Source organism: Nonomuraea sp. NPDC004702 (genome assembly GCF_053601695.1).
Window position 1 is genome coordinate 105,400 of sequence record NZ_JBSGCE010000005.1, and the last position, 22,643, is coordinate 128,042.

The following is a 22,643-nucleotide window of genomic DNA, read 5'->3' on the forward strand; positions in this document are numbered from 1 at the left end:
CCCCGCCTGCGCGGGGCGGGTGTCCGGTCAGTCGCGGCAGAGGCAGAACGTGTGGCCGGCGGGGTCGAGGAAGACCCGGAAGCTGTCGTCCTCGCTCGGCTGCCGCTCGTGCTTGGTCGCGCCGATCTCCAGCACCTGCCGCTCGGCCTTGTCCATGTCGGTGACGGTGACGTCGATGTGGAGCTGCTGCGGCCGATCGCCCTCCGGCCAGGTCGGCGGCCGGTGGCCGGGCACGCGCTGGAAGGCCAGGCGCTTGGGCGAGCCGCCGTCCTCGACGACCACCCAGGTGTCGTCCTCGTACGTGACGGGCCAGCCGAGCAGGCGCGAGTAGAACTCGGCGAGCGCCCGCGGCTCCGGGCAGTCGAGGACCGTCGTGCGGAACTCCGCGATGCCGGCCATCATTCACCTCCTGGACTTGTTTCGCCGGCGTCCCGGCCGACGAGAATGAGGGTCATGGCTGCCAATTCGTTCATGGTTCCCCTGGGCACTCCCGCGCCCGCCTTCGACCTCACCGCCATCGACGGCGGCAGCGTCTCGCTCGCGGACCTCAAGGGCTCTCCCGCCACGCTCGTGGTCTTCCTGTCCAACCACTGCCCCTACGTACGGCACATCGAGACGGGCCTCGGCACACTGGCCGCGGGCTACGGCTCCAGGCTGTCAGTGGTGGGCATCTGCAGCAACGACAGCGTGAACTACCCCGACGATGATCCCACACACCTGGCCGGGCAGGCCCGGCGCGCGGGGTTCCCGTTCCCGTACCTGCTGGACGACACCCAGGACGTCGCCAAGGCCTACCGCGCGGCCTGCACGCCCGACTTCTTCCTCTACGACGGCGACCTGCGACTCGTCTACCGGGGAGAGTTCGACGGGTCGCGCCCGGGCAACTCGGTCCCGGTGACGGGCTCCTCGCTGCGCGCGGCGATCGACGCGCTGCTGGCGGGCGATCCCGTCCCGGCCGAGCAGCGCGCCTCGATCGGCTGCGGCATCAAGTGGCGGCCGGGGAACGAGCCCACGGCCTGAACAGTGCCTGACCGCAGCCTGAACGCGCTCAGGCGGAGGCGGCGGCCTCGATGGCGACGGGCAGGGCGAGCAGGAGTTCGTGGGGCTCGCCGCCGGTCCACGACCGGATCAGCCGGACGCCGGCCTCCCCCGGGTCGAACTCCTCGCAGCCGAGCGGCCCGTAGCAGCCCGCCTGGTCGAGCATGAGGATGATCGGGTCGTCCTCGGGCAGGCCGGCGGCGTACGCGGCGGTGTCGAGCAGGGCCAGCGCGCATCTGGCGTTGCGCCCGTCGTCGTTGGACTCCACACGGTCGAGGCGGCGCCGGGCCTGAGCGCGGAGATACGCGGCGAGCGATTCGGACCTACTCACGACTGACCTTCTTCGACGACGTACAGATGGTGACGACATCATCACGCAAGGTGAGTGATTTTCGTGGGACCTTCGGGAACTCGCGCCAGTCGCCACCCCGGAAAGCATCATCTTTGGGACGTAAGGGAAGATCTGAGGCATGACTGCGTTCGACGACCTGTATGCCGCCAACGCGAAGTACGCCAAGGACTTCGGCGACTCCGGGCTCACCGGCCGGGCAGCCCGCGGGCTTGCCGTGGTGACCTGCATGGACTCCCGCATCGACCCGCTGGGCCTGCTGGGCCTGCAGCCCGGCGACGCCAAGATCCTGCGCAACGCCGGCGCGCGGGTTACCGACGACGTGCTGCGCACGCTGGTCCTCGCCGTGTACCTGCTGGGCGTCGAGCGCGTCCTGGTCATGCCGCACACCGACTGCGGGATGACCAAGGTGACGGACGCCGACGTGCACGACCTGACCAGCGCCCGCGGTGTGGACACCCGCAGCCTGGAGTTCCACACCGTCCCCGACCAGGGCGAGGCGCTGCGCCACGACCTCACCCGCATCCGCACGACCCCGTTCCTGCCCGCCGACATGCCGGTGACGGGCGCGATCTACGACGTGCGCACGGGCCTGCTCACGCCGGTCGGCGACTGATCTCGCCGCGCTCGCGCTGGAAGGTGGCGTACAACCACCACAACGACGGGACCAGCAGGACCGCGCCGACGGCCAGCGAGCCCAGGCTGGCCGCCAGCACCGCGTCGGTGGCCGCGGCCTGGTCGAGGGTGAGGCCGGGGAGCAGCACGGGGTACTGCCCCACGCCCCAGCCCCACAGCAGCCCGGTCACGGCCAGCGCGGCGCTGAGGCGTACCGCCAGATAGGCCCGCCGCCACAGCAGCACCAGCGAGGCCAGCCCGGCCAGCACCGACAGCGCCAGCAGCGGCAGGGCGCGGCCGGTGGTCAGCTCGGCGAACAGGGCGGGCGCGTCGGCGCGCAGCACGAGCAGGCTCACCGCCGCCAGCACGCCGACCACCGCCCCGCAGCCCAGCGCCCGCCGCCGGAACTCCTCGGCCAGGTCCTTCTGGCCGCCGCGCTGGGCGTCGCGGGTCAGGTAGACGGCGGCCAGGTACGCGGCCGTGCCGACGCCCAGCGCGCCGACCGCCATCGACGTGGGGTTGACCCAGCTCCCGACCAGGTCGCCCTTGGCGACGCCGGGCGGCACCCGGCCGGAGGCGATGCCGCCCGCCGCGGCGCCGAGGAAGAACGGGGTCACCACCGAGGAGAAGGCGAAGGTGGCGCCGAACAGCCGCCGCTGCCAGAGCCGCGAGGAGACCTTGCGGAACGCGAACGCCGCGCCGCGCCCGATCACGCCCAGCGCCACCAGCGTGAGCGGGATGTAGAGGGTGGAGGCGACCGAGGCGAACACCGACGGCACGCCGGTCCAGGCCAGCACGATCACGAAGATCAACCAGACGTGGTTGGCCTCCCAGACCGGGCCGATGGAGTGCTCCACCAGGGCCCGCCGTCGCCGTCCGCGCTCGGCGCCGCCCGCCAGCAGGTCCCAGACGCCGCCGCCGAAGTCGGCGCCGCCGAACAGGACGTACGCCGTCAGCCCGATCCACAGGACGGCCAGCATGATCTGCGGCAGCGGCATCGTCACACGACCTTGTAGCCGGTGACGTCGGGCTCCTGCGGCGCCAGCGGCACCGGCACGTCGCGGGACAGACGGCGCATCACGTACACGGTGGCCACGGTCAGGACCACGTAGACGGCCGTGACCAGCGCGAACCCGTACACCAGGCCCGGCGCGGGGTTGACCGCCTCCGCCGTGCGCATCACCCGGAACACGATCCACGGCTGGCGTCCGACCTCGGTGACCACCCAGCCGCTCTCCAGCGCCAGCACGGCGGCCACGCCCGACAGCGCGGCGGCGCGCAGGAACCACGGGGACTCCGGCAGGTCACGCCGCCGTTTCCAGGACAGCGCGAGGCAGGCCCCGAGCAGCAGCAGCCCGAAGCCCACCAGCACCATGATCTGGAACGCCCAGTGCACCATGTTGACCGGCGGCCGGTCGGCGAGCGGCACCTGCTCCAGGCCGGTGATCTCCGCGTGCGGGTTCCAGTGGGCCAGCAGGGACAGGCCGTAGGGGATCTCCAGGGCGTACTTCAGCTCGCCGTCCACCGCGACCCCGCCCAGGTGCAGCGGCACGCCCCGGCCCGTACGGAACACGCCCTCCATGGCGGCCAGCTTGACCGGCTGGTACTCGGCCACGAAGTGCGCTGCCCAGTCGCCGACACCGATCTGCACGGGCGTGACGGCCGCCGCGACCGTGAGCGGCAGCAGCAGGCCGAGCCGGTGGTAGCGGTCGCGCCGGCCGCGCAGCATGGCGACCGCGTACACGCCGGCCATCAGGAACCCGGCCACCATGAACGCCGCCAGGATCATGTGCACGGTCTGGGGCGGCGTGGCCCGGTTGAACATCGCCGCCCATGGATCGACGGCGACGATCCGGCCGCCCGCGACCTCGTACCCGGTGGGCTGCTGCATCCAGGCGTTGGCGGCGACCACGAAGAACGCGCTGGCCACCCCCGCCAACACGATCGGGATCCCGGTCAGCAGGTGCGGGACGGGACGCAGGCGGTCCCAGGCGTACAGGTAGATGCCGAGGAAGATGGCCTCGACGAAGAACGCGATGCCCTCCAGCGAGAACGGCAGGCCGATGACCTCGCCGTACACGCCCATCATGCCCGGCCACAGGAGGCCCATCTCGAACGACAGGATCGTCCCCGAGACCGCGCCGACCGCGAACAGCACCCCGAGCGCCCTGGCCCAGCGTCGCGCCAGCAGCCGGTAGTTGTTGTCCCCGGTGCGATGCCCGCGCCACTCGGCCAGCAGGGTGATGGCGGGCATGCCGACGCCGAGACAGGCGATGATGATGTGCCAGCCGAGGGACAACGCCATCTGCATGCGCGCCGCCCCCAGGTCCACCGCCGCCCCCGCGGTCACCCCCATCGCCGTTCCTCTCCCCCCGCCCATCGGGGCCGTGAACTTCGTGGGGGGATCTGGCAGGGCTCGTCCGAGGAGGTAATCCGCGAAACGGCTGCGTCCCGCCCGTACCCCGCTGACCCGTTGATGACACTATGTAATTGACGCTTACCCTCCGCAAGGAGGGAAGCGCGAAGCGGGCCGGAAACCCCTACCCACCACAGAAGCCCACCAAGAGCCCAGAACCGAGCCCGGACCGGGGAATTGCCAGTCCCCAGAAGCAGCCATCCCACCAGCAGGGCCCTATGCGCCATGAGCACTCAAGCCCCACCTGCAATCCCGATGCTGGGCACCAGGCCCAGGCCCCTACCTCGCTCCCCGACTTGCCGCCCTCCCCTCATGGCCTCCTCAGGCCCCGCATGCGGGCGGCCCACCGTGCACCTCACTGCACCGCAACACCAAGAGGCCCGCCAACACGCCCGCCAACGCCGCCACAGGGCCCCAGGAGCCGCCAGAAAGCCCTAGGAGCGCCCCAGCCCCAGCCGTTGGACTCAGAAGCCCTACCTGAGCCCTGAGGGCCTTGGGGCCAGGGCCCGTCCGGAGCGACGCCGGTCAACGAAGCTGGTGCAAGGCCCTCGATGCCCCAAGCGCGCCTTCCAGCGGCCACCGTGATGACTGGCTCCCACGTTCTGCGCGGGCACACCGAAGCGGCGCAGGTTCCGGGTGACGCCCCAAGCCGACGCGCCCACAGCCCCGGTCAATGCTCTATGCGTAACCATGAACGGGCCCGAGCGGCCCATACCCACTGCGCATCTCTGCAGCGGACACAGAACCTAAGGCGCGCTGCGCTGCAAACGGAGCCCATCCCAGCCGGCCGAACCGTCGATGGCGGGCGAGACCGAGGCTGCCTGGGAAAGACCACGTGCGACAGAGAGCGCATCACCGCAAGCGCCCCTGAACGCCCTGTGACCGGCGTGCCACCAGGGCGAGCCCTCCGGCGGCGGGAGCGACGGGCCCATTCCGACCGGGGCAGAACCCTTCGAGACCGGGTCGCTGGGTTGCCAAGCAACCCCTCGCCCTACCAAACGTGTAGCGCCCGCGCCCCGGCCAGGAGCTCCGCGCCGACCTCCCATGAGGACTTCCTCAAGCCAGCCCGCGCGCCATCCGCCGGCAACACCACACCTCCTTGGGCCAGAAACCCCGATGCCGGGGGCGTTCCGAGGCCCTGAATGTCCCCCTGAACCCGATGCCCGCTCTGAGCCCGTTGCCCGGCGTCCTCCTGAGCCGGGCGTCGCCCTGGCCCGATGACACCCAGAATCCGGCGTCCTCCCGTACCCAACGCCGCCTGGGCCGATGACACCGCCATACCTTGAGCGCCCAGGGGCCAGATTGAGGCGCGGTGACATGACATTCGGCGGCCCCCGAAGCCCGGCCAGGGCGCAGCCCATGACACAGGGCCCGTCTTACGGTCGGGGGACACATAAGAGGCCACTGCGGAAGCCCGGCATCGCGTTGCCGCCCGCTGGTGTCCTGTCAGCCAAGTTGCAGCACGGTAGCGCCGCGGACATGGGCGCGAGGCCCTTGAACCTGGGCCCTTGCTTGAGCCGGTGTCAGCGAAACCCGGGGTCAGACTTGAGCCGGGGTCAGCGAAACCCGGGGTCAGATACGTGACCCCGGGTGAGAGCCTCCAGGCTCAGGCGTCGATGTGGTCGCGGTCGACCTCGGCCGCGCTGCTGACGATGAACTCCCGTCGCGGCGCCACGTCGCTCCCCATGAGCAGGCTGAAGATGGCTTCGGCCCCCTCGGCGTCCTCGATGCGCACCCGGCGCAGCACCCGGTGCCGCGGGTCCATCGTGGTCTCGGCGAGCTGGTCGGCGTCCATCTCCCCGAGGCCCTTGTACCGCTGCACCGGGTCCTTCCAGCGCTTGCCCCGCCGTTCCAGGTCGCGCAGGACCTTCTGCAGCTCGGCGTCGGAGTAGCAGTAGATGTACTTCTCCTTGCCGCGCCCGGGGTTGGTGAGCTCGATGCGGTGCAGCGGCGGCACGGCCGCGAACACCCGGCCGGCCTCCACCATCGGCCGCATGTAGCGGTGGAACAGGGTGAGCAGCAGGCAGCGGATGTGCGCGCCGTCGACGTCGGCGTCGGCCATGAGGATGACCTTGCCGTAGCGGGCCGCCTCGATGTCGAACGAACGCCCCGACCCGGCCCCCACCACCTGGATGATCGCGGCGCACTCGGCGTTCTTGAGCATGTCGCTCACGGACGCCTTCTGCACGTTGAGGATCTTGCCGCGGATCGGCAGCAGCGCCTGGAACTCGGAGTCGCGGGCCAGCTTGGCCGTGCCGAGCGCGGAGTCGCCCTCGACGATGAACAGCTCGCTGCGGTCGACGGCGTCGCTGCGGCAGTCGACCAGCTTGGCGGGCAGCGCGGAGTTCTCCAGGGCGCTCTTGCGCCGCTGGTTGTCGCGATGCTCGCGGGCCGCGATGCGGGCCTTGGCGGCGGCGACGATCTTCTCCAGCACGGCCCGCAGCGGCTGCTTGAACCCGCGCGGCGGGTTGGCGAACAGCTCCTTGAGCTCGCGCGAGACCACGTGGGAGACGATGCGGGTGGCCGCGGAGGTGCCGAGCACCTCCTTGGTCTGCCCCTCGAACTGCGGCTCGGGCACCCGGACGGTGACCACGCCGGTCAGCCCCTCGGAGATGTCCTCCTTGTTGACCGGGTCGTCGCCGCTCTTCAGCAGCCGGGTCTCGCGCAGCAGCTCGTTGATCGTGCGGACCAGGCCGCGCTCGAAACCGGTCAGGTGGGTGCCGCCCTTGGGCGTGGCGATCACGTTGACGAACGAGCGCACGGTCGACTCGTAACCCTTGCCCCACCGGACCGCCACGTCGACGGTGAGCTCGCGCTGCACCTCGGTGGGCGTCATGTGGCCCTGGTCGTCGAGGACCGGCACGGTCTCGTGGAAGTGGCCCACGCCCTGCAGCCGCAGCACCTCGCAGACGGGCTCGTCGCGGGCCAGGAACTCGGTGAACTCGGAGATGCCGCCGTCGAAGCGGAACTCCTCGCCGGTACGCTCCTCGCCCCTGCTGTCGAAGACCGCCAGGGTCAGGCCGGGCACCAGGAACGCGGTCTGCCGCAGGCGCACGTGGATCTCGTCGAGCGAGACCTCGGCGTCGGGCAGGAAGATCTGCTTGTCGGCCCAGAAGCGCACACGGGTGCCCGTGACGTTCTTGGGCAGGTTGCCGCCGATCCGCAGCCCGGACTTCTTCTTGAACTTGGCCGTGGGCCCGTCGCCGTCGAAGACGCCGGGCACGCCGCGCCTGAAGCTGATCTCGTGGACCCGCCCGTCGAGGTCGACCTCGACGTCGAGCCGGGAGGACAGGGCGTTGACCACGGAGGCGCCCACGCCGTGGAGGCCGCCGGAGGCGCCGTAGGAGCCGCTGCCGAACTTGCCGCCGGCATGAAGCTTGGTGTAGACGAGCTCGACGCCGGCCAGGCCGGTCTTGGGGTGGATGTCAACGGGGATGCCGCGGCCGTTGTCCCGCACCTCGATGGAGCCGTCGGCGTAGAGCTCGACCTCGATGCGGTCGCAGTGGCCGGCCAGGGCCTCGTCGACCCCGTTGTCCACGATCTCCCAGAGGCAGTGCATGAGCCCGCGGCTGTCGGTGGACCCGATGTACATGCCCGGCCGCTTGCGTACGGCCTCGAGGCCCTCAAGCACCGACAGGTGACGAGCTGTGTAACCCGCCTCCACTACCGTCACTCTTGCTCCCCTGGTCTAAGCATCGAACACGTGTGCGTAGCCTACCGTTCTTCCCTCAGGCGCGCGTACAAGCTTGCCATGGCGACACGTTTGCCGTTACCAACCGGCTGATCACCATTACTTTCGGACACATTCTGCTCTGGGCGTAGCGAGGCGGAGGTTGGGAACGTCCACGTCCGGTTAGATGTTCTCTCAAGTGACTGACGCCAGATCCTCGCTTCGGCGGGGGTGACCCGAAAGGCGATACGTGACTGGAGCTCTCGCCCCCGTTAAGCCGCTGACGGCCCTCGACCGCTGCGACCGCTGCGGCGCCCAGGCCTACATTCGCGCGACCCTGCCTGTTGGTGGGGAGCTGCTGTTCTGCGCCCACCATGGGCGTCAGCACGTCGCAGCGCTGCGCGAAAAGGGCGCCGACATCCTGGACGAGTCGGCTCGCCTCAGCGAAACCCCATCAATGAACCCCAACGACGACCGCTGACGCGTTCGTTGTGATCACATAACCACATATTGCACGACCAGTTCGGCGATCCCGGCACACCACGCCGGGATCGCCGTTCTGCGTTCAACCCCGTCCAGGCGGTGGCCTGAGCGCCCGCAAGGGATGGTTCAGGTCACACGCACGTAGCGGCCAGACCGCGCACAGGCAGGGCTGGGTGCGCAAAGGCGGTCGCCGGGTTGCACGAAGACGGTGGTCCAGGGCACACGCAGGCGGTGAATCAGGCCACACGCAGGCGATGTCCGGGCGCACGCAGGCGGCGGCCCTGGACACACGTGCAGGCAGATCCAGAGCGCGGGCGGAGGCGGGGCGCAGGCGGTGCCTGCCGTGCACTAGGCCTTCCGCATGGTGGTCAGAGGGCCGCCCGGGCGCCGGAGCCAAGACCCTCTGCGCGCGGCGTGGTTCGGGCCGTACACATGCCTCTCGTCCAGGCTGGTCGTACGGCTCACGGTGTTCGTACGCGGTAGTGGTATCGGCCGATGGGCTGGAAACCCTCGCTGCGGTACAGAGCCTGGGCCCCGTGGTTGGGCTCGGTGGTGACCAGGTACGCGTTCTTCGCCCCGGCATGCCTGGTCAGGGCGCGCAGCACCGTACGGGCCAGCCCGCGCCGCCGGGCCCGCGGCAACGTCGCCATGCAGAAGATCCCCGCCGTGTCCCCCTGCGGCACGACCCGGCCGACCGCCACCGGCACGCCGTCCTCCTCAACGGCCCCGTACCAGGCGGGCACGCCGGTGCAGATGCGGGCGGCCTCCTCCAGGCCGGCGCCGTACCGGCCGTCCACGGACCACCAGGTCTCCAGCCATTCCGGCCACGGATGGTCCTCGATCCGCACCGGGCCGCGCGGCTCGGCCGACGGCGATCCGGCCATGACGACCGTCGGATCGACCAGCTCGTACCCTCTGCGGGCCAGCTCGGCGTCCAGGCCGGCCCAGGTGCCGGGGCCGACGGAGAAGGCGCAGCTCTGTCCCCGCTCGCCGTAGAACGCCTCGGCGGCGCCGATCGCGGCGTCCAGGTCGGCGGGGGCGTTCAGGGCGAGCACCGAGTTCGCCCGTTTGGTCACGCCGCCGGCGGAACGCAGCACCCAGCCGTCGTGGGCACGCTGCTCGTAGGCCGGCCACGCCTGGTGCACCAGCAGGTCGACGTTCATCCGCGCAGCCTAGCCGACCAGCGCGAACACCCTCTGACCGGCCCGTTAGGGTGTGGGGTTGTGCTGATTCTGCTGCCGCCGTCCGAAGGAAAGGCCGCCGAGGGGAGCGGTCCGCCGCTCGGCGAGCTGTCCTTCCCCAAGCTCGACCGTGCCCGCAAGCGGGTCATGACCGCGCTCATCCGGGCCTCCAAGCGCCGCGACGCCGCGCAGGTGCTCGGGCTGACGCCCGGTCTGGCGGGCGAGGCGGCCAAGAACACGGCGCTGAAGACCGCGCCCACCCTTCCCGCCGCCGATCTCTACACCGGCGTCCTGTACGACAACCTCGGCCTGAACACCCTGGACGACGCCGCCAGGGCCAGGGCGGAGGAGTCCGTGCTGATCTTCTCCGGCCTGTGGGGCGTGTTGCGCGTCTCCGACCGGGTGCCGCCGTACCGCCTGTCGATGGGGGTCAGCCTGCCGCCGCTGGGCGGCCTGGCCGCCTACTGGCGCACGCACCTGGCCAAGGAGCTGGACCGGCTGCCGGGGCTGGTGGTGGACCTGCGCTCGGCCACGTACGCGGGGGCCTGGCAGCCCGGCGACCGGTCGGTGTCGGTACGCGTCTTCCGCGACGGCAAGGTCGTCAGCCACATGGCCAAGGCCACGCGGGGCGAGATCGCCCGCGTCCTGCTCCAGCAGGAGGAGGCCCCCGGCACGCCCGGCGAGCTGGCCAAGACCCTCGGCAACCTGGGCTGGACGGTCGACCTCGCCGAGCCCGCCCGGTCGAACCGCCCCTGGCTGCTCGACGTGCACGTCACCGACCCGGCCTGACGCCCCCGGAAACGGCGATCGCCCCGCCCGGAGGGTTCCGGACGGGGCGATCGACGAGGTGGCTCCTAGTCCAGGTAGTCGCGCAGAACCTGGGACCGGGACGGGTGACGCAGCTTGGACATGGTCTTCGACTCGATCTGGCGGATGCGCTCACGGGTGACCCCGTAAACCTTGCCGATCTCGTCGAGCGTCTTCGGCTGCCCGTCGGTGAGGCCGAACCGCATCGACACGACGCCCGCCTCCCGCTCCGACAACGTGTCGAGAACGGAGTGCAGCTGCTCCTGCAGCAGCGTGAAGCTGACGGCGTCGGCCGGCACGATGGCCTCGGAGTCCTCGATGAGGTCACCGAACTCACTGTCGCCCTCCTCACCCAGCGGGGTGTGGAGGGAGATGGGCTCGCGGCCGTACTTCTGGACCTCGACGACCTTCTCGGGCGTCATGTCCAGCTCGCGGGCCAGCTCTTCCGGCGTGGGCTCGCGGCCGAGGTCCTGCAGCATCTGCCGCTGGACCCGGGCCAGCTTGTTGATCACTTCGACCATGTGGACCGGGATGCGGATGGTCCGCGCCTGGTCGGCCATGGCACGCGTGATCGCCTGCCGGATCCACCACGTGGCGTAGGTGGAGAACTTGTAGCCCTTGGTGTAGTCGAACTTCTCCACGGCCCTGATCAGACCGAGGTTGCCCTCCTGGATCAGGTCGAGGAACAGCATGCCGCGCCCGGTGTAGCGCTTGGCCAGCGAGACCACGAGCCGGAGGTTGGCCTCCAGCAGGTGGTTCTTGGCCCGGCGGCCGTCTTCGGCGATCCATTCGAGCTCGGCCCGGACGTCGACCGGCAGGCTGTCGGTCTCGCCGCCGCCGAGCTGCTCCTCGGCGAACAGACCGGCCTCGATGCGCTTGGCCAGCTCGACCTCCTGCTCAGCGTTGAGCAGGGGGACCTTGCCGATCTGCTTGAGGTAGTCCTTCACCGGGTCGGCGGTGGCGCCGGCGGCGGCCACCTGGGCGACCGGGGCGTCGTCGTCGTCGTCGGACAGGATGAGGACCTCGTCCTCGGTCTTGTCCGCGGTGGCGGCGGCGACGTCGGCGGCCTTGGGCTCGTCGTCGGAGTCGTCGTCGGAGTCGGAGTCACCCTCGGCGTCGGAGTCGTCCTCGGCCACGATGTCGTCGACCTCGATGTCCTCGAGGTCCTCCAGCTCCACGTCGCCGTCGAGCTCGAGATCGTCGTCGTCGGAGTCGGCCGCCTTGAGGCCCTCGGGTGCCTTCGGCTTGGTCTCGGCAGGCCCAGCGCTGACTTCTGGCTTGGCCTTCTTGGCGGCGGCCGGAGCCGCCTTCTTCGGAGCGGGAGCGGCCTTCTTGGCCGGAGCCGGCTTCTTGGCGGCCGGCTCGGCCTCAGCGGCGCCCACGACCGCGGTCACGGTCTCGGGCTGCTGCTCTTTGGCGGCCGCTGCCGTCTTGGTCTTGACGGGGGCAGCGGTGCGGCGCTTTGCTGGACCACGAGACTTCTTCGGCGCAGCCGAATCCGCGGCGGTCACCACCACGGTCACGCCCTCTTTGCTGAGGTTCCGCAAGAACGCGGCGGCGTGCGACATGGGGATGTCCGCCTCCTCGAAGGCCTGACGGACATCCTCAGACTCGAGGAAACCCTGCGAGCGCCCACGCTCGAGCAGTCGCTGAATGACGGGCTCGTTCAGCTCTTGTGGCTTCGAGCGAGTCGAACTTGCAGGCGACACGAACACCTCTCGAACGAACGCGTGGCGACAATGGACCCAGATGCCCGCTGGGGGCTGTTGCCTCTCTCGGAGATCGGTGAGGCCGTGCGAAGCGCGACGGACCTGACACAGCATTGTGGCACGACCCCGCACTCCATACGGCCACCTCCCGGCGGTTGTCCTCCACCCTAGGCCGACCAAGACAGTAGTGCGTACGTAAGCGGGGCACTGATACCCGAAAGCAACCGTTATGACTGTTTCATTCAGTCACTCTTCGTGGCCGGCGGGACGTGAATTGCGAGCGCGGTAACGTCATCATCCTGTTCATATCCAGACAACATCCGGTCAACCAGGAAGTCCAGCAACATGTGCGGACTGCTGACCACCTCAGGCGGCGCTTCGGTCACAACACTGCAAATCTCTGCGAGACCGGCGTCAAGCCCTCGCTTCCTGTTCTCCACGAGACCGTCTGAGTAGAGCACCGCGGTGTGTCCCGGCGGCACCACGAACCGGAACTGCCGGCGGCTGGTCGGCCAGCCCAGCGGCGTGCCGGGCTCGGCGTCGCACAGGATCGCCGTGCCCTGGGGCGAGACCAGGACGGGCGGCGGGTGGCCCGCCATGGCCAGCGTGCCCTCGCCGGTGACCGGCTCGACGACCATGTAGGCCAGCGTGGTGACCTGCTCCTCCTCTTCCGTGGCCTCGAAGACCCGGTCGAGGCCCGTGAGCACGGCGGCGGGCGGCGGGTTGGTGAGCGCGAGCGCCCGCATCGCGTTGCGGATGCGGCCCATGCCCGCCGCGGCCTTGACGCCCTTGCCCATGACGTCGCCGACGACCGCCGCGACACGCCCGTCCTGCAGGACGAACGCGTCGTACCAGTCGCCGCCGACCTGGACGTGGCGGCTGCCAGAACGGAAGCGCTGGGCCAGCACCAGGCCCTTGACCACGGGCAGGCGGTCGGGCAGGAGGCTGCGCTGGAGCGTCTCGGCCGTGCGGTGCTCGCGCTCGAAGAGCGTGGCCCGCTCGACGGCCAGGGCGCACTGCCCGGCCAGCGCCTCCAGGAAGACGCCGTCCTCCTGGGAGATCTTCTGCGGGCGCGTGAACGAGAAGCGCAGCGCGCCGAGCGCCCGGCCGGCGGCCAGCAGCGGCAGGCCCACCCAGGCGCGCTCGTCGCCCTGGCTGATGAACCCGGCCAGCGCCTCCTCGTCGTCGCCGGCCTCCAGCAGCTGCGCCTTCAGCGACTCGGGCGACTCGGCGAAGACCGGACGGCGGCTGTTGACGGCCATCGTCATCACGTTGGAGTGGGACAGCGGGATCTCGTCGCCCGAGCCCTGGACCTCCGGGATGCCCTCGCCGTTGACCAGCTTGAGCGCGGCGCGGTCGGTGTCGAGCAGCGCCACGGCCGAGCGGTCGGCGGCCAGGGCGGTGCGGCCGACGTCGATGATGACCTGGACGACCTGCTCGACCGTCAGGGCCTCGGCGAGCTGGGCCGTGGCGCCCTGGAGCCGGGCGGTGCGCAGGGCGGCGGCGCCGAGCTGGTCGGTCAGCCTGCCGCGCATCTCCTCGGCCTCGCGCTGCGGGGTGACGTCGGTGTTGGCGCCGACCCACTCCACGACCCTGCCGTGCCTGATGATCGGCACCGCGCGCACCTCGAAGTGGCGGTAGCCGCTGGCCCGGGTGCGGACCCGGTAGTTCCACTCGAACATCGTGCGGCCGCGCAGCGCCTCGCGCCAGGCCTCCTCGGTCTGCTGGCGCTCCTCGGGGTGGACGACCTCCAGCCAGCCGTTGGCGAGGTACTCCTCCAGCCCCTGGCCGGTGATGGCGCGCCACTGGGGCGCGTCCTCGACGACGGCGCCCGTGGGCGAGGTGATCCAGACGAGCTGGGACTGCGCCTCGACCAGCGAGCGGTAACGCTCCTCGCTGCGGCGCAGCGCCTCCTCGGTCTGCCGGCTCTCGGTCACGTCGAGGCCCACCAGCGCGACGGCGCGCAGCTCGCCCGCCTCGTCGTGGACCGGTGAGAACGACAGCGACCAGTGGCGGGTGTCGCCCTCGGCGGACCGCACGCGCACGCGGCCCTCGGTGACCGGCGCGTCGCTCTCGATGACGGCCTGGACGGCGTGGGTGATGATCTGGCTCAGGTCGGCCGCCAGCACCTCGACCGGCAGGCGGCCCACCAGGCGCTCGGCGGGCACGCTGACGACGTCGCTGAACACGTCGTTGACCCGCTGGACGCGGCCATCGCCGTCGAAGAACGCGAAGGCGAACTCGGCCTCCGACAGCATGCCCTTGAACAGGGCGGAGTCTGAGATGTCCACATCCGACTCCCGGGGACGGGGAACGGAGGTCTCGGCGCTCATGGTCGGCACCTCCGTCGCGTGCCAGGGTCTCCCACGCGGCACATCTCCATAACTGTGTATCGGCGTAGCGCAGCTCCGGGCGACCGGATTCTGCAGTACATCATCGGCGATGGGCATGCGCCGACGGAAGCCCCCGCCGCCGCCCGGTCGCCATAAGGGTCAACGCATCCTGTCAAAGTCGCTCCACATTGCGCAGCAAGATCAGGTTACTCGCCCTTGGCCGCGCGCTTGGCCTCCTGCTTGGCGGCGCGTACCCGGCCCAGGCTGTCGGTGTCGACCACGTCGGCGACCGAACGGTATGACCCCTCCTCGCCGTAGAGTCCGGCTGCCTCACGCCAGCCTGACGGCTGGACCCCCAGCTGCTTGCCCAGCAATGCCAAAAAGATCTGGGCCTTCTGCTTGCCGTATCCCGGAAGGGCCTGCAGTCGTTTCAACAAGTCTTTCCCGTCGGCCGCGTCGCTCCAGATGAGCTCGGGCCGCCCGTCGTAGTGTTCGACGAGGTAGGCCGCGAGCTGCTGGACGCGGGCGGCCATCGACTTGGGGTATCGGTGCACGGCCGGCTTCTGCGCCAGGAGCGCGGCGAACGCCTCGGGGTCGCAGGCGGCGATCTCCTCGGCGGTCAGGTCGTGCCCCAGGCGCTCCGAGATGGTGTACGGCCCAGTGAACGCCCATTCCATGGGAATCTGCTGGTCGAGCAGCATGCCGACGAGCAGGGCGAGCGGGCTGCGGCCGAGGAGCTCGTCTGCCTCGTCCCGCTGGGCGAGCTGGATGCGCATGGAAACAGCTTTGCACGAGAAGCGAACACAGGCGCCTCAGAGCCTTGACACAAGGCCGAGAAAAGATGAAATGGGAGCGCAAGTCACCCTGCATACGTTCCTGGGGGTTTGCTCCCGGGTCTCCAGAGGAATCTCACATCTATGCTCGCTCTGGCCACACGCTTCCTCAGGGAGCCGGTCAGTCTCCGGCTGGCCGAAGAGTTCCTGACCGTACCCGTGGACACGATCGACCGGTGCGTGGCCGACGTGTGCGCGTGCGCCGAGCATCTCGGCGTCCCGCCCACACCGGAGGTCGTGGAGCGCATCGCGCGCGAGCATCTGCTCGCGATCGTGAACTCCGCCCCGCCGCCCCGAAGTCCCCGCTGATCGCGGCTCCACCGATAACATCGGGGTCACCAGGCCGAGTTCTCTTCACCGTTTGCGCCTGGAATACGAGAGAGTGAGGGCGTGCGCCGACACCGACGAGATCCCCGGGAGAGCAGCCCGCCCGACGACGTGTTCCAGGAGATGGTGCAGGCGGCCCGCGAGCTGCTCGCGGTGCGCAGCCCTCTCGACGCGGAGCTGATGGTCTCAGACATGATCGGGGCCTGGTGGGGCAGGCGGGTCAGGGGCGGTGACGTGGAGCAGGTCCTCGGGGAGGGCCTGGTCGACTACGCGGCCAAGGCCGGCACCCCGGCCTCCCTGACGCTGCTGGTGTGCCTGGCCTACCTGGGCACCGCCCGCCAGGGCGCCAAGGCCGAGGGCGCGGCGCTGGCGATGATGGAGTCGGGCGTGGCCAGGCCGGGCTGGGCCGACAAGGTCGGCGCGGTCAAGCCCACCGGCTGCTACGTCTCCCGCGACGCCTACGGCGACCAGGACACGGTGATCTGCACGTTCGCCTACCGGTGGAACGAGGCATCGGTGCCGAGCGACCGGCACGCCCTGGTCGTGGTCGTCGACCACAACATGAACGGCATGGCCCGCGACGCGTGGGTGTCCTCGCACGTCGACAAGCTGCTGGAGCAGGCCAGGGCCGAGGCGGCGGGCAACCCGATGCTGCTGTTCGAGGAGATCCAGCCCGAGCAGGCCAGGGCGCTCCTGGACTCGGCCATGAAGGCCACCAGGGAGCCCAAGACGCCGCCGCCGGTGAGCGAGAGCTACAGCGCCTACCACGCCTTCGCCCGCGCCCGGCTCAAGGCGCTGCCGCCGGGCCGCAAACGTCCGGCGCCGCTGCACATCGAGGCGCCCTACAGCCGCGAGCGGCGGGCCATGCTGGCCGCCGAGTTCCTGGCCTCCGACGCCGCCGAGCACCTGTCCGACCCGTCGGCGGCCTCGCGCTGCGCCGACCACATCATCGACTACGGCTGCGAGCGCGACTTCAACCGGCCGCTGCGGGTCAGCCCGACCAAGTGCGAGACGTTCCTGCTCGACTGGCTGCCGCGCAAGGTGATGCTGAGCGCGGCCGAGCAGGAGGCGATGCCGCACGTGCTGTCGGCGTGGGTGCGCTTCGCCGCGCGCCGCACCGGCCTGCCCGAGCAGGGGCTCAAGGCCACTCTCGACGCGGTGTGGGAGGCCACGGGCAAGTTCCCCGAGGCCTACCGCGACCCGACGTCGTTCGGGCTCGACCGGCCGCTGCTGGAGCGGCTGCTGCCCGACGGCGACCTGTCGGCGCTGGCCAGGCGGGTGTTCGCGTTCCCCTACCTGCAGGGCGTGCACAACGGCATCGACCTCGACCGGCTCAACCCGGCCGACGAGGCCGACCGGCGCACGTTACTGGAGATCGACCACGGCGGCGTCATCGACCAGGAGCACCTGGCCTGGCACGAGGAGATCGCGACCCGGCTGTGGGACGGCGACCCGCCCCAGCTGTGGGAGGCCGCCCAGCGCCTGCTCGACCTCGGCCACGACCGCCACGACGTGCTCCACGTGCTGATCGAGATCGCCGAGCGCATCGGCGGCGACCCCGACGAGCTGGCCGCCGCCCTCGACGACATCGCCGACATCCCCGACGAGATCTAGGGTCCGTCCCATGTCGATGTACCGCCGGCTGGCCATGGGCCGCTACCTCGCCTCCGAGCACACCCAGGGGCCGTGGGACCCGGGCTCCCAGCACATGGGCCCGGTGACCGCCCTGATGGTCCACGAGCTCGACCGCACCGCGCCGCTGCCCGGCCTGGCGCTGTCCAGGCTGGCGGTCGACGTCTTCGCCCCGGTGCCCGTGGCCGAGCTGGAGGTCGTCACCGACGTCGTCCGCGACGGCAAGCGGGTGCAGTGCCTGTCGGCGGCCGTGCTGTCCGGCGGGCGCGAGTACGCCAGGGCCACCGCGTGGCGCATCCGCGAGGCCGACACGCCCGCCACGCCGGCCGCCGGGCCGCCCGCGCCCGTGCCGCCGCCCTCGCCCGAGCACGCGGCGTCGTACCTGGTGTCGGGTTTCGGCTACGGCAGGGCGTTCGACTGGCGGTTCGCCCGCGGCGGCCCGATGCTGCCCGGCCCGGCCACGGTGTGGGGCAGGCTGACCGTGCCGCTGGTGGAGGGCGAGGAGATCACCCCGTTCGAGCGGCTGGCCGCGTTCGCCGACAGCGGCAACGGCGTGAGCCCGGCCGTCGACTTCGCCACCCACGTGTTCGTCAACGTCGACCTGACGATCTCGCTGTTCCGCACCCCGGTGGGCGAGTGGACCTGCATGGACGCGGCCACCGCGATCGGCCCCTCCGGCCGCGGCCTGACCCGCACCACCCTGTACGACGAGCGCGGCGAAGTCGGCACGGCGACTCAGACGTTGTTCGTCGCGCCGAGGTAGCGCTGCGCCATGATGGTGGGATGGTGATCGACCTCAACGCCGACCTCGGTGAGGGCTTCGGCATCTGGCGGCTCGGCGACGACCTCGCGCTGCTCGACATCGTCACCAGCGCCAACGTCGCCTGCGGCTTCCACGCGGGCGACCCGGTGACGATCAGGCGCACGTGCGCCGGGGCCGTCGACCGCGGCGTGTCGATCGGCGCCCAGGTGTCCTACCGCGACCTGGCCCACTTCGGCCGCAGGGAGATGGAGGTCGAGCCCGAGGAGCTGTGCGCCGAGGTGCTCTACCAGCTCGCGGCCGTCGACGGCATCGCCAGGGCGATGGGCGGCCGGGTCTCCTACGTCAAGCCGCACGGCGCCCTGTACAACCGGGTCTGCCGCGACGAGGTGCAGGCGGCGGCGGTGATCGACGCCGTCGCCGACTACGACCCGACGCTGCCGGTGCTGACGCTGCCCGTCTCGGTCGTGCACGAGGTGGCCGCGGCGGCGGGCGTCCCGACGGTGAGCGAGGCGTTCGCCGACCGGGCGTACACGGCGGCGGGGGCGCTGGTGCCGCGGCGCGAGGCGGGCGCGGTGATCCACGACGCGGCGGCGGTCACCGCGCGGGCCCGCCGGATGGCCCTGGAGGGCTCTGTGACGGCCGTCGACGGCAGTCCGGTGTCCGTCTCCGCCCGGTCGCTGTGCGTCCATGGAGACACCCCTGACGCCGTCGGGCTGGCCCGTGCCGTGCGCAACGACCTGCTGGCGGCCGGAGTGGTCCTGCAGGCGTTCGCGTGATCCGTCCGGCGGGAGAGCACGCGCTGCTCGTCGAGACCGGGTCGCTGGCGGCCTCCCACCGGCTCGACGCGGCGCTGCGGGCCGAGCGGCCCGAGGGGGTCGTGGAGGTCGTGCCGGGGCCGGAGACCGTGCTGGTGGTGGCCCCGGGCGCCGACCGGGAGCGGTTGCGGGCCAGGCTGGCGGCCTTGACCGGATCGGCCCGCGAGGCGGCGGCCGGGGCGGACGCGCCGGCCGGGCCGGTGGTGACGATTCCCGTCGTCTATGACGGGGCCGATCTCGATTCCGTCGCGGCGCTGGCCGGGATCTCGGCCGAGGAGGTGGTCGCCCGGCACACCGGGCGCGAGCTGGTGGTCGGGTGGCTGGGGTTCGCCCCGGGGTTCGCCTATCTGACCGGGCTCGACCCCGTGCTGGAGCTGCCCCGGCTGGACACGCCGCGCACGTCGGTGCCGGCCGGCTCGGTGGCGGTCGCGGGGCCGTACTCGGCGGTCTACCCGACGGCCTCGCCCGGCGGGTGGCGGCTGCTGGGGCGCACGGCGACGCGGGTGTGGGACGTGACGGCCGAGCCGCCGTCGTTGTTCCGGCCGGGGATGCGCGTGCGGTTCGAGCGCGCATGATCGAGGTGATCGCGCCCGGCCCTTACGCGACCGTCCAGGATCTGGGGCGGCCGGGCCTGGCCCATCTGGGCGTCCCGCGCTCGGGGGCGGCCGACGCGCCGAGCCTGCGGCTGGCCAACCGGCTGGTGGGCAACCGCGAGGACGCGGCGGGCGTCGAGGTGACGTTCGGGCTGGCGCGGCTGCGGTTCCACGAGGGCGCGTGGGCGGCGCTGACCGGCGCGCCGGCGGAGGCTCGGATGGGGGCGCCGTTCTGGGTGCCGCCGGGGGGCGAGCTGCGGCTGGGGGCGCCGGAGTGGGGGTTGCGCACGTACGTGGCGGTGCGCGGCGGGATCGCGGTCGAGCCGGTGCTGGGCAGCCGGTCCACCGACTCGCTGTCGGGGCTCGGCCCCGAGCCGTTGCGGGCCGGGACGCTGCTGCCGGTGGGCGGGTCCGCCGCCGGGGAGATCTCGGTGGACCTGGCGCCGCCGCCGGGGCCCGCGCCCGCCGTGCTGCGGGTGCTCGCCGGGCCGCGGGACGACTGGTTCGTCCCTGGGGCGCTGGAGGCGCTGTGCGGGGGGCCGTACGAGGTGAGCCAGGACAGCAACCGCGTCGGGGTGCGGCTGCGCGGGCCCGGGCTGACGCGGGCCAGGCAGGGCGAGCTGCCGAGCGAGGGCATGGTCACCGGCGCGGTGCAGGTGCCGCCGAGCGGGCAGCCGATCGTGTTCCTCGCCGACCACCCGCCCACGGGCGGCTACCCGGTGATCGCGGTGGTGCGGCAGGCCGACCTGCCGGTCGCGGCGCAGCTGCGGCCCGGCGACGAGGTGCGCTTCACAACGCGACCTGGCCGCTGACGCAGGTGACGACCGACCCGCCGACCCACACGTCCCGCTCGTCGGCGGTGATCCGCACGCGCCCGGCGCGGCCGAGCACGGTCCCCTGCCCCGCCGTGTACGGCGCCTTCGCCCGCCCCGTGCGCAGCAGGAACTGCGCCAGGGACGCGTGCAGGCTGCCGGTCACCGGATCCTCGACGTCGGGAGCGAAGACGCGCACCTCGTAGGCGTACGGCGAGCCCTCCGGGCAGGGCCCCGCCACGCCGACCATGTGCTCGATCGCGCCCGGCCGCAGCTCCAGCACCTCCTCGGCGGCGGCGAGCAGCACGACCACCCAGCCGGGCCCGTTGTCGGCCCATTCGACGGCCAGCATGCGCTCGCGTCCGATGCGCAGGGTCTCGGCCAGCCGCTCGGCCAGCTCCTCCTCGACCGGCCCGGACCGCAGCAGCTCGGGCGCGGCGAAGGCGAGCCCGTCCGCGGTCCTGCGCACCCGGATCAGCCCGGCGTCGCACTCCTGGACGATCTCCGCCGCGTCCCGCGGCCGGCCGCCGTTCTCCAGCCAGGCGTGGCAGGTGCCGAGCGTGGGATGCCCGGCGAAGGGCAGCTCGCCGCCCCCTGTGAAGATCCGGACCCGGTAGTCGGCCCCGGGCACGGTGGGGGGCAGCACGAACGTCGTCTCGGACAGGTTCGTCCAGGCGGCGAAGCGCCGCATCTCCTCGGTGTCCAGCCCTTGGCCGTCGAGCACGACCGCGAGCGGGTTGCCGCGATAAGGGACGGAGGTGAACACGTCGACCTGACGGAATGCACGTTGCATACGCGCAGTCTGGCCGACGGGTCTTCCGCCGGTAACCCCGCGCGCTCACACTGGGCGATGTGGTGGACTACGACGTGCTGGTGCTCGGCTCCGGTCCCGGCGGGCAGAAGGCCGCCATCGCGGCGGCGAAGCTGGGCCGGCGCGTGGCCATGGTCGAGAAACGGAACATGATCGGCGGCGTCTGCATCAACACCGGCACGATCCCGTCCAAGACGCTGCGCGAGGCGGTCCTCTACCTCACCGGCCTCAACCAGCGCGAGCTGTACGGCGCCAGCTACCGCGTCAAGGACGAGATCACGGTCGCCGACCTCGGGATGCGCACCCAGCACGTGATCGGCCGCGAGATCCAGGTGATCCGCAGCCAGCTCGGCCGCAACCACGTCACGGTCCTGCCCGGCACCGGACGTTTCCTCGACCCGCACACCATCGGGATCAGCGGCGACGAGGAGCGCAAGGTCACCGCCGACCGGATCGTGATCGCCACCGGCACCTCCCCCGCCCGCCCGGACAGCGTGCAGTTCGACGAGCGCACGGTCATCGACTCCGACGCGATCCTGCACCTGGACCGGGTGCCCGAGACGATGGTCGTGGTCGGCGCCGGGGTCATCGGCATCGAGTACGCCTCCATGTTCGCCGCCCTCGGCACCAAGGTGACCGTGGTCGAACGGCGCGAGCGCATGCTGGAGTTCTGCGACCTGGAGATCGTCGAGGCGCTCAAGTACCACCTGCGCGACCTGGCGGTGACCTTCCGCTTCGGCGAGCACGTCGCCGCCGTCGAACGCCGCCCGCGCGGCGCGCTGACCCTGCTGGAGAGCGGCAAGCGCATCCCCGCCGACTGCGTCATGTACTCGGCCGGACGCCAGGGCAGGACGGCCGAGCTGAACCTGGAGGCCGCCGGGCTGGCCGCCGACGACCGCGGCCGGATCCGGGTGGACGAGCACTACGCCACGGCCGTGCCGCACATCTACGCGGTCGGGGACGTGATCGGCTTCCCGGCGCTGGCCGCCACCTCGATGGAGCAGGGCCGGGTGGCCGCCCAGCACGCCTGCGGCGAACCCGTGGCGGAGCTGCGGGAGCTGCCGCCCATCGGCATCTACACGATCCCCGAGATCAGCTTCGTCGGGAGGTCGGAGGACGAGCTGACCCGCGACCGGATCCCGTTCGAGGTCGGCATCTCGCGCTACCGGGAGCTGGCCAGGGGGCAGATCATCGGCGACTCGTACGGGATGCTCAAGCTGCTGGTCTCCTCGGAGGACCGGCGGCTGCTCGGCGTGCACGTGTTCGGCACGGGGGCCACCGAGCTGGTGCACATCGGCCAGACCGTGATGGGCTGCGGCGGGACCGTCGACTACCTGGTCAACGCGGTGTTCAACTATCCGACGCTGGCGGAGTCGTACAAGGTGGCGGCGCTGGACGCGATGAACAAGATGCGGGTGGTGGCCCGGCTCACCGCCGACATGTGACTTCTCCCAAT

Annotated in this window: 21 protein-coding genes; 11 read left to right on the forward strand and 10 right to left on the reverse strand. The window is 71.4% G+C overall.

All coding sequences use genetic code 11. The features are described 5' to 3' along the window. Positions 1 to 27: 27 nt before the first annotated feature. Positions 28 to 402 (reverse strand): VOC family protein, encoded by a 375-nt coding sequence (locus tag ACWEJ6_RS09095; protein WP_387663634.1) that lies wholly within the window; start codon positions 400 to 402, stop codon positions 28 to 30. A gap of 51 nt (positions 403 to 453) precedes the next feature. On the opposite strand from ACWEJ6_RS09095, the gene ACWEJ6_RS09100 reads away from it, so the two are divergent. After that, positions 454 to 1,020: a thioredoxin family protein gene (locus ACWEJ6_RS09100; RefSeq protein ID WP_452422560.1), complete on the forward strand. Its 567-nt coding sequence runs from the start codon at positions 454 to 456 to the stop codon at positions 1,018 to 1,020. A gap of 28 nt (positions 1,021 to 1,048) precedes the next feature. Here ACWEJ6_RS09100 and ACWEJ6_RS09105 read toward each other — a convergent pair whose 3' ends face one another. Continuing rightward, on the reverse strand, positions 1,049 to 1,369 hold the full coding sequence (locus tag ACWEJ6_RS09105; protein ID WP_452422562.1) for a hypothetical protein: 321 nt from the start codon (positions 1,367 to 1,369) through the stop codon (positions 1,049 to 1,051). 139 nt (positions 1,370 to 1,508) lie between these two features. Between ACWEJ6_RS09105 and ACWEJ6_RS09110 the strand changes: the two genes are divergently transcribed. Beyond that, positions 1,509 to 2,003, forward strand: a complete 495-nt coding sequence (locus tag ACWEJ6_RS09110; protein ID WP_358284263.1) for a beta-class carbonic anhydrase — start codon at positions 1,509 to 1,511, stop codon at positions 2,001 to 2,003. On the opposite strand, the gene ACWEJ6_RS09115 is transcribed toward ACWEJ6_RS09110, so the two are convergent. From ACWEJ6_RS09115 to ACWEJ6_RS09125, 3 genes are all read right to left on the reverse strand, one after another. After that, positions 1,984 to 3,000, reverse strand: a complete 1,017-nt coding sequence (locus ACWEJ6_RS09115) for a cytochrome d ubiquinol oxidase subunit II (RefSeq protein WP_452422564.1) — start codon at positions 2,998 to 3,000, stop codon at positions 1,984 to 1,986. The two genes, ACWEJ6_RS09110 and ACWEJ6_RS09115, sit on opposite strands and share 20 nt — an antisense overlap. Positions 3,001 to 3,002: 2 nt before the next feature. Beyond that, on the reverse strand, positions 3,003 to 4,358 hold the full coding sequence (locus tag ACWEJ6_RS09120; RefSeq protein ID WP_452422566.1) for a cytochrome ubiquinol oxidase subunit I: 1,356 nt from the start codon (positions 4,356 to 4,358) through the stop codon (positions 3,003 to 3,005). Between the two features lie 1,666 nt (positions 4,359 to 6,024). Further along, positions 6,025 to 8,091, reverse strand: a complete 2,067-nt coding sequence (locus ACWEJ6_RS09125; protein WP_352327648.1) for a DNA gyrase/topoisomerase IV subunit B — start codon at positions 8,089 to 8,091, stop codon at positions 6,025 to 6,027. 247 nt (positions 8,092 to 8,338) lie between these two features. On the opposite strand from ACWEJ6_RS09125, the gene ACWEJ6_RS09130 reads away from it, so the two are divergent. After that, positions 8,339 to 8,569 (forward strand): DUF7455 domain-containing protein, encoded by a 231-nt coding sequence (locus ACWEJ6_RS09130; protein ID WP_125639804.1) that lies wholly within the window; start codon positions 8,339 to 8,341, stop codon positions 8,567 to 8,569. Between the two features lie 463 nt (positions 8,570 to 9,032). Here the strand turns inward: ACWEJ6_RS09130 and ACWEJ6_RS09135 are convergent, their stop codons facing one another. After that, positions 9,033 to 9,734, reverse strand: a complete 702-nt coding sequence (locus tag ACWEJ6_RS09135; RefSeq protein WP_452422569.1) for a GNAT family N-acetyltransferase — start codon at positions 9,732 to 9,734, stop codon at positions 9,033 to 9,035. 60 nt (positions 9,735 to 9,794) lie between these two features. Here ACWEJ6_RS09135 and ACWEJ6_RS09140 point away from each other — a divergent pair, with 60 nt between their 5' ends. Then, on the forward strand, positions 9,795 to 10,541 hold the full coding sequence (locus tag ACWEJ6_RS09140; RefSeq protein ID WP_452422570.1) for a YaaA family protein: 747 nt from the start codon (positions 9,795 to 9,797) through the stop codon (positions 10,539 to 10,541). Positions 10,542 to 10,606: 65 nt separating this feature from the next. Here the strand turns inward: ACWEJ6_RS09140 and ACWEJ6_RS09145 are convergent, their stop codons facing one another. From ACWEJ6_RS09145 to ACWEJ6_RS09155, 3 genes are all read right to left on the reverse strand, one after another. After that, positions 10,607 to 12,268, reverse strand: a complete 1,662-nt coding sequence (locus ACWEJ6_RS09145; RefSeq protein WP_387665266.1) for an RNA polymerase sigma factor — start codon at positions 12,266 to 12,268, stop codon at positions 10,607 to 10,609. 242 nt (positions 12,269 to 12,510) lie between these two features. Further along, on the reverse strand, positions 12,511 to 14,601 hold the full coding sequence (locus ACWEJ6_RS09150; protein ID WP_387663623.1) for a SpoIIE family protein phosphatase: 2,091 nt from the start codon (positions 14,599 to 14,601) through the stop codon (positions 12,511 to 12,513). A 206-nt stretch (positions 14,602 to 14,807) separates the two neighbouring features. After that, on the reverse strand, positions 14,808 to 15,377 hold the full coding sequence (locus ACWEJ6_RS09155; RefSeq protein WP_352329753.1) for an HhH-GPD-type base excision DNA repair protein: 570 nt from the start codon (positions 15,375 to 15,377) through the stop codon (positions 14,808 to 14,810). Positions 15,378 to 15,518: 141 nt separating this feature from the next. Here ACWEJ6_RS09155 and ACWEJ6_RS09160 point away from each other — a divergent pair, with 141 nt between their 5' ends. The 6 genes from ACWEJ6_RS09160 to ACWEJ6_RS09185 all read left to right on the forward strand — a co-directional run bounded on the left by ACWEJ6_RS09160 (position 15,519) and on the right by ACWEJ6_RS09185 (position 20,376). Further along, positions 15,519 to 15,743 carry a hypothetical protein gene (locus tag ACWEJ6_RS09160; protein ID WP_125639785.1) on the forward strand — a complete coding sequence of 75 codons (225 nt, stop codon included), beginning with the start codon at positions 15,519 to 15,521 and terminating at the stop codon, positions 15,741 to 15,743. 141 nt (positions 15,744 to 15,884) lie between these two features. After that, the gene (locus ACWEJ6_RS09165; RefSeq protein ID WP_387665263.1) at positions 15,885 to 17,375 is read left to right on the forward strand and encodes a hypothetical protein; all 1,491 of its coding nucleotides are present in this window, start codon (positions 15,885 to 15,887) and stop codon (positions 17,373 to 17,375) included. A gap of 10 nt (positions 17,376 to 17,385) precedes the next feature. Then, the gene (locus ACWEJ6_RS09170; RefSeq protein ID WP_387663621.1) at positions 17,386 to 18,156 is read left to right on the forward strand and encodes a thioesterase family protein; all 771 of its coding nucleotides are present in this window, start codon (positions 17,386 to 17,388) and stop codon (positions 18,154 to 18,156) included. 20 nt (positions 18,157 to 18,176) lie between these two features. Continuing rightward, on the forward strand, positions 18,177 to 18,932 hold the full coding sequence (locus ACWEJ6_RS09175) for a LamB/YcsF family protein (protein ID WP_452422574.1): 756 nt from the start codon (positions 18,177 to 18,179) through the stop codon (positions 18,930 to 18,932). Further along, the gene (locus ACWEJ6_RS09180; RefSeq protein ID WP_452422576.1) at positions 18,929 to 19,546 is read left to right on the forward strand and encodes a 5-oxoprolinase subunit B family protein; all 618 of its coding nucleotides are present in this window, start codon (positions 18,929 to 18,931) and stop codon (positions 19,544 to 19,546) included. Before ACWEJ6_RS09175 ends, ACWEJ6_RS09180 begins: the two co-directional genes overlap by 4 nt. Beyond that, positions 19,543 to 20,376, forward strand: coding sequence for a biotin-dependent carboxyltransferase family protein (locus ACWEJ6_RS09185; RefSeq protein ID WP_397163258.1), 834 nt, complete (start codon positions 19,543 to 19,545; stop codon positions 20,374 to 20,376). The genes ACWEJ6_RS09180 and ACWEJ6_RS09185 overlap by 4 nt, the downstream gene beginning before the upstream one ends. Here ACWEJ6_RS09185 and ACWEJ6_RS09190 read toward each other — a convergent pair. Further along, positions 20,354 to 21,169 carry a PhzF family phenazine biosynthesis protein gene (locus ACWEJ6_RS09190; protein WP_452422578.1) on the reverse strand — a complete coding sequence of 272 codons (816 nt, stop codon included), beginning with the start codon at positions 21,167 to 21,169 and terminating at the stop codon, positions 20,354 to 20,356. The genes ACWEJ6_RS09185 and ACWEJ6_RS09190 overlap by 23 nt on opposite strands. A 59-nt stretch (positions 21,170 to 21,228) precedes the next feature. On the opposite strand from ACWEJ6_RS09190, the gene sthA reads away from it, so the two are divergent. After that, positions 21,229 to 22,632: a Si-specific NAD(P)(+) transhydrogenase gene (gene sthA / locus ACWEJ6_RS09195; protein ID WP_452422580.1), complete on the forward strand. Its 1,404-nt coding sequence runs from the start codon at positions 21,229 to 21,231 to the stop codon at positions 22,630 to 22,632. Positions 22,633 to 22,643: the final 11 nt, after the last annotated feature.

Coding starts and splice junctions, on each gene's coding strand:
- ACWEJ6_RS09095 (WP_387663634.1), bottom strand. CDS start 402: ATGATGGCCGGCATCGCGGAGTTCCGCACGACGGTCCTCGACTGCCCG.
- ACWEJ6_RS09100 (WP_452422560.1), top strand. CDS start 454: ATGGCTGCCAATTCGTTCATGGTTCCCCTGGGCACTCCCGCGCCCGCC.
- ACWEJ6_RS09110 (WP_358284263.1), top strand. CDS start 1,509: ATGACTGCGTTCGACGACCTGTATGCCGCCAACGCGAAGTACGCCAAG.
- ACWEJ6_RS09115 (WP_452422564.1), bottom strand. CDS start 3,000: ATGCCGCTGCCGCAGATCATGCTGGCCGTCCTGTGGATCGGGCTGACG.
- ACWEJ6_RS09120 (WP_452422566.1), bottom strand. CDS start 4,358: ATGGGGGTGACCGCGGGGGCGGCGGTGGACCTGGGGGCGGCGCGCATG.
- ACWEJ6_RS09135 (WP_452422569.1), bottom strand. CDS start 9,734: ATGAACGTCGACCTGCTGGTGCACCAGGCGTGGCCGGCCTACGAGCAG.
- ACWEJ6_RS09150 (WP_387663623.1), bottom strand. CDS start 14,601: ATGAGCGCCGAGACCTCCGTTCCCCGTCCCCGGGAGTCGGATGTGGAC.
- ACWEJ6_RS09155 (WP_352329753.1), bottom strand. CDS start 15,377: ATGCGCATCCAGCTCGCCCAGCGGGACGAGGCAGACGAGCTCCTCGGC.
- ACWEJ6_RS09160 (WP_125639785.1), top strand. CDS start 15,519: ATGCTCGCTCTGGCCACACGCTTCCTCAGGGAGCCGGTCAGTCTCCGG.
- ACWEJ6_RS09165 (WP_387665263.1), top strand. CDS start 15,885: ATGGTGCAGGCGGCCCGCGAGCTGCTCGCGGTGCGCAGCCCTCTCGAC.
- ACWEJ6_RS09170 (WP_387663621.1), top strand. CDS start 17,386: ATGTCGATGTACCGCCGGCTGGCCATGGGCCGCTACCTCGCCTCCGAG.
- ACWEJ6_RS09175 (WP_452422574.1), top strand. CDS start 18,177: ATGGTGATCGACCTCAACGCCGACCTCGGTGAGGGCTTCGGCATCTGG.
- ACWEJ6_RS09185 (WP_397163258.1), top strand. CDS start 19,543: ATGATCGAGGTGATCGCGCCCGGCCCTTACGCGACCGTCCAGGATCTG.
- ACWEJ6_RS09190 (WP_452422578.1), bottom strand. CDS start 21,169: ATGCAACGTGCATTCCGTCAGGTCGACGTGTTCACCTCCGTCCCTTAT.